The 2074-nt window shown below is 60.1% G+C and carries 2 protein-coding genes; both read right to left on the bottom strand.

The window, feature by feature from the left end:
* On the bottom strand, positions 1–1282 hold a 1282-nt coding region (locus tag HUJ17_RS13850), incomplete at its 3' end, for a hypothetical protein (RefSeq protein WP_290511242.1).
* A gap of 2 nt (positions 1283–1284) precedes the next feature.
* Positions 1285–2074: outer membrane lipoprotein-sorting protein (locus HUJ17_RS13845; protein ID WP_290511241.1), on the bottom strand; the 790-nt coding region annotated here is incomplete at its 5' end.

Raw genomic sequence — 2074 nt, 5'->3', positions numbered from 1 at the left:
AGAAGTAATACACCACTTCCGCCTGAATGAAGTCGGAGCGGCTGACCGGACTCAGGCCCGGGTTCTCTGCCCGGCCCTGCAGGGCCGACAGATACAACTCCGAGGCAGTGACCGGTTTGCCGGTGTCGGTGTAGAAACGGGCTTCCAGGGAGGCCTTGAGGTTGTTGCCGAAACGACGACTGGATTCCAGATTGATGGCTTTCTCGTCGTTTTCCAGGTCGTATATCACGCCGGCAAGTATCTCTGTGGACGCCACATCGTTGAACGTAAACCGGGTAGCCAGCAGAACGTCATCCTGGAAAGGCGATGCCAGCGCCTCATCCCGATCCTCCCACAGGTACTCCAGCAGCCAGCCCAGATCCGCCGGGCCTTCGAACACTCCCACCTGGGTATATTCGAAGCCACCATCCAGGGCGGTAAAGCGGTCGCCCTGGCCGGAACGGGTAATGGCCTCCAGCTTCCATAGCCAACCGTTGTTCAGGTACTGGAGCTCCAGGCCGGTCTGGTCAATCACGTTGTACAACGGCATCAGCTGCGGATCGCTGCCGGCCGGCAGACTGCCGGTGAGCAGCAGGGCCTGCAGTTGTTGCGGGCTGAGGGCCTCCGGGAGCAGCAAGGGTTCACGGCTGGTCCCGGAGAAATGGGACAGCGCCAGTTCCAGGCCATTATTGAAATACTGCTGGTAGCGCAACGCCACATCCACCCGTTTGTCTTCGGCACCGGATTCGTAACGGGCCTGGTCAGACACCGGCAACGGCGTGCGCGGTCGCCCTTCTTCTCCGGCATAGGTGCGCTCACGGAATCCGGGCAACAGGAACAGGTCCACAATGCCCCAGTCCCGCACCGTGGAAAGATTGAGCATGGGCTGACCGAGCTTTTCCTCGCCATCCACCTGATCCACCAGATCGGTCTGGTTGATGATATCCACCAGGTGCCGTCCTTCCGTCACGCCCCAGAACACCTTGCGAATACCCAGCCGGGATTCCCAGCCGCGGCCCACATGAATCCAGGACAGCTCACGAATATCGGCGTGGGTGCGCTCGCTATCGTTCTCGTCCACCCGCAAATAGGGAATGAAGGTGAACAGATCATCCCGGTTATTCCACTCGTGGAAGACCTCGCCCTTCAGGTACAGGGAGCCATTGGTGGAATAATCCGCCGCCTCATAGGGCGATGACTGGGTAAAGTAACGCCCTTCCAGGCCCGCCTCGCCACGAAACTCCCAGGCAACCGCCAGGGATGGCAGCACCAGCAGCGCAGCCAGACTGTGTCGCCATACCATGATCAACGGGCCCGTTTCAGACTGTTCTGGTTGAAGTCCGCTTCCGTCAGGTCGGTGTCATAGCGATAGTTGCTCCAGAACAGGTCGGTGGCCTTGCCGGTCTGATGATTGACCATGGCCATCTTGCCGGGCTGCCAGAACCGGTCCTGGTACTGGGCGAAGTCGCTCATGGTGAGGGTTTTCAGCAGGGATTCCTTGCGGTCGTAGTAATCCACCTTCCAGGTGCGGTATTCCTGCTGATCAATCCAGGCCACCTGCTTGGTGTAGCCGGAGTTCTCGTCGGTGGGGTAGCGTTCCATCACAAAGCAGGTGAGCTCACCGCAGGCTTCGTCGCGCAGGTATTTGTAAGTGTATTTCTCCACTTCCTGGCCACGCATGTCCTCGAAACTGAATTCACTGCCCATAAAGGGACCAGACTTGTTCCGCGAGGCAATGGTCTTCACCCGACGCAGGGCCGGCAGATAGAGCCACTGGTCATCATCGCGGGTCTTGTAGCTGTAGGTCAGCAAGGCGGTGCCACGCACATCCCGGGGCGTACCGAAAATGGTCAGGCTCTTGTCCCCCTCCTCGCCGGTGCCTTCCAGGGTACTGACCCGCAGCTCGCGCTCCGAGGTATCGCCACGCCCGGTGATCAGCACCATGCGCATGTCCGCCTGAAAGTCACCAAAACCCGCCCCGCGGCGATCCGCTTCGCGGGCGATTTCCAGACCTTTCTCTTCCGGCGTCTGGGCATGGAGAACAGGAACGGCACAGGCCAGAGCCAGACCGGCCAGCAGCAGGCGTACTTTCATG

This window comes from Alcanivorax sp. (assembly GCF_014762765.1).
Taxonomy (GTDB): Bacteria; Pseudomonadota; Gammaproteobacteria; order Pseudomonadales; family Alcanivoracaceae; genus Alcanivorax.
The sequence above is the reverse complement of the archived record's forward strand: the minus strand, read 5'-3'. Positions and strand labels throughout refer to the sequence as shown.